At 43.0% G+C, this 2,891-nt stretch carries 1 protein-coding gene; it reads left to right on the forward strand.

Annotated elements, in window-relative coordinates; translation table 11 throughout:
- Nucleotides 1-129: 129 nt before the first annotated feature.
- A partial coding sequence (locus tag GMD6S_RS11965) for an SIALI-17 repeat-containing surface protein (protein WP_000682656.1) occupies nucleotides 130-2,891 on the forward strand: 2,762 nt, incomplete at its 3' end.

Here is a 2,891-nt window from a genome sequence, read left to right on the forward strand (position 1 = left end):
AGGTCGTTTTTTGGTACTTTTCAAAAGCATGTGTTGCTTCTAAAAATCGCGACAAATAATTTGAATAATCAAGTGAAATCAGGTAGAATAGAAAGGATTGAATAATATATTGAAGAGGGAATTTTGAGAATGAAACATCAATTTTATGGAGAAAAACGACAGCGTTTTTCTTTCCGAAAGTTGTCCGTTGGGCTCGTTTCAGCGACTATTGGAAGCTTCTTTTTGAGTGGGCAAATGGCTGGGGGCTTGACTTCTGTGAAGGCAGCAGAAATTCAAAGTCAGCAGTCTGCTCAGGTAAAATACCACTACGTAGTGGAGTCTGAATTGACGGAGGCAGAGAAGAGTGCCTTGATCAGGGAGATTCCAAAGCATGTTGAGGATGCTTCAGAGACTTATTACTTAGTTTATCGTCCGACTACTCAAGCGGATTCGTCTGGAGTATTACCTAAAACAGGTCATTCCGGTCTTTGGGAATCAACTTTTACAGCGATGGGTCTTGCATTACTAGTGCTTGTAGTTGTTAGAGGCAGAAATGGGAAGAGGTATTTATCTTCGATCTTGTTGGTAACTGGAATGGGATCCATACTGCTATCTCCAACAGTCTTAGCAGTGACGAATATCGAGCTCGCTGCATATAATCAAAGTCTTAACTTGGGTCTTGGAGATGCACTTCCAGCGCCATTGAAAATTGACGGTTACGACTATATCGGTTATCTAAAGAATGAAGAACAAAATGATAGTCATTTAGCTCATTCTGCTCTGAAGGAAAATCCGACACTTGACTGGGAGAAAGAGAAGGGAAGTGAACTTAAACCGAGTGAAACAAATCTTGATATGAAAGAGATTGTTTCAGATAAGGGGGATGCTTTAACTGAGGAAGAAAGAGAAGCTATAGCTGCTAAGGAAAGAGAGTCTGCTCGTCTAAGCACCGTTTATGACTTGCCAGAACTAAAAATTAGTGAGCAGGAGTCAGTTCAAGAACTTCCTTATCAGACAAAATATCAATATACCGATGAATTGGCTCAAGGGCAATCAAAAGTTATACAAACAGGTGTTCGAGGTCAACGTACAGTAGTGACTCGCCATTTTCGTAAGGATCAAGAAATCGTAAAAAGCGAAATGATTTCTGATCAAGTGACGCTTGAACCTGTTTCTGAAATTATTTTAGTTGGAACAGCTCCAACTAACTCGATACCAAAAGAAACTCCAGTTCACGAAGTTCCGGAATTGTCAGAATATGGTACAACTCCTGAAACAGCGCCAGTTCATGAAATTCCGGAATTGACAGAATATGGCGCAACTCCTGAAACAGCACCAGTTCATGAAGTTCCAGAATTGTCAGAATATGGTACAAGTCCTGAGACAGTGCCAGTTCACGAAGTTCCAGAATTGACAGAATATGGCACAAATTCTGAGACAGCGCCAGTTCATGAAGTTCCAGAATTAACAGAATATGGTACAAGTTCTGATACGCCTCCAGTTCAAGAGATTCCAGAACTGACGGAATATGGGACAAATCCTGATACAGCTCCTGTTCACGAAGTTCCAGAATTGGCAGAGTATGGCACCAGTTCTGATACAGCTCCAGTTCAAGAGATTCCAGAACTGACAGAATATGGGACAAATCCTGATACAGCTCCTATTCATGAGAATTCTGAGTTGGAATTGACTACAAATGATGAGGTTAGAATAGAAAAGATTGATTTTTCTATTGACGAGCAATATACAGATGAGATTCCAGAAGGAAGTCGTCAAATCACAACTCCAGGAGTCCAAGGTGAGCGTACGATTAAGACTCGTGTCTACAGTTCTAACGGTCAAGTTGTTGACCGTCAAGAACTTTCGAATGAAGAAACCATGGCTCCAGTAACGCAAATTGTCAAAGTTGGTACAGCTAAACCAACCATGGTACCGAGCGAAGCGCCGAAAACAGAGGCTCTGCCAGAGTATCCACTGACTTATACAGATGAAACGCGCGTTGAAAAAATCAACTTTAGCATTCGTGAAGAAGAAACGGATGAATTGGTTCGTGATGCCCGCCAAATCACAACTCCAGGAGTCCAAGGTGAGCGTACGATTAAGACTCGTGTCTACAGTTCCAATGGTCAAGTTGTTGACCGTCAAGAATTGTCTAATGAGGAAACCCTAGCTCCAGTAACGCAAATAGTCAAAGTCGGAACAGCTAAACCAACTATGGTACCGAACGAAGCACCAAAAGCAGACGCTCTTCCAGAGTATCCGTTGACATATACGGATGAAACCCGCATTGAGAAGATTGCGTTCAATATCGAGGAGCAACATACGGACGAGCTTGTTCGAGATGCTCGTCAAATCGTGACTCCGGGTGTCCAAGGCGAACGAACTATCAAGACTCGCGTCTACAGTTCCAATGGTCAAGAGGTTGATCGCCAAGAGTTGTCTAATGAGGAAACCCTAGCGCCCGTAACACAAATCGTCAAGGTCGGCACAGCTAAGCCAACCATGGTACCGAGTGAAGCGCCGAAAGCAGACGCTCTGCCAGAGTATCCGCTAACTTACACCGACGAAACGCGAGTTGAAAAAATCAACTTTAGTATTCGTGAAGAAGAAACCGATGAGCTTGTTCGTGATGCCCGTCAAATCGCCACTCCAGGAGTACAAGGCGAACGGACTATCAAGACTCGCATTTACAGTTCTAACGGTCAAGTTGTTGACCGTCAAGAATTGTCTAATGAGGAAACCTTGGCTCCAGTAACGCAAATTATCAAAGTCGGAACTGCTAAGCCAAATATGGTACCAAGTGATGCACCGAAAGCAGACGCTCTGCCAGAATATCCACTGACTTATACAGATGAAACGCGCGTAGAGAAAATAGCCTTTAATATCGAAGAGCAATATACGGATGAGCTTGT

The organism is Streptococcus sp. GMD6S, assembly GCF_000297015.1.